1 protein-coding gene is annotated in these 876 nt (G+C 53.2%); it reads right to left on the bottom strand.

Annotation, left to right across the window (positions count from 1 at the left end):
- A partial coding sequence (locus RAE09_RS11840; protein WP_316981772.1) for a helix-turn-helix domain-containing protein occupies window positions 1–827 on the bottom strand: 827 nt, incomplete at its 3' end.
- Window positions 828–876: the final 49 nt, after the last annotated feature.

Genomic DNA, 876 nt, shown 5'->3' with positions numbered 1-876 from the left:
CGCAAGCGTGGATTGGTATCAATCTTGCGCTTTTTCGGTCTAAACCTACGCAACACCGATTTACGGTGCGCATACGTGGGAAGATATACCCCAAACTCATCCCGGTTGCGTTTAAGTTCCTTGCTGATAGTTCCAGCAGAGCGCTGAAGACGCCGAGCTATCTCACGTACGCCTTTGCCTTGCCGGTCAAGATCAAAGATGAGCTCGCGCTCTTCTATCGATAGATAGCGCGAAGAAATACGCCTATCGATACGCTGTTGTGAAATAACCTGGACTGGAACTGCTTGGCGACCATCAACGTACTCGAGTACCTGCATAAGCCTGTTATACAGCGCCACATCCGGGCCATCCGGGACAAAAGGCACACGCCCGGTGGAAAGCTTAATGACGCCTTTGTCTATATCAGCAGCATTACGCGGATGAATGCCACAGGCTAAAGCGGCATCTTTGCGTCCTAAAGCATTTACACGCAGTTGCAGATAACTACACCGGCGAGTTGTTGCCGCAGCTTTGCGGCCGTACGGATTGCGTTTCCACAAACCAAGCTCAATACCGATTCGATATACCGGAGTAGAGCCTATGGAAAGCTGGCGCGCAATATCCATTGGTGCCACACCTTCAAGCCACAGGCGAGCTATTGCCTGACTGTCAGCCGAGCTAATACGCCTGCGGCGCTTGCGCGGCAAGTCCAACTCACCAGCAAGCCGATAAGCCACCGACCGCGGTAAACCAACCACACCAGCAGCCGCCCGTATTGAACTACCAGCCCGAACCAACGACGCAAACCGCGCCACGACAACAGAATCCGGAACCCATTTCGACTCCACACAATCACCCAACCCATGTCAGGTGTTTCCACGACCGCTAGAAATCAAG

This window comes from Corynebacterium tuberculostearicum (assembly GCF_032821615.1).
GTDB classification, from domain to species: Bacteria; Actinomycetota; Actinomycetes; order Mycobacteriales; family Mycobacteriaceae; genus Corynebacterium; species Corynebacterium tuberculostearicum_H.
This window is presented reverse-complemented; position numbering and strand designations above follow the sequence as displayed.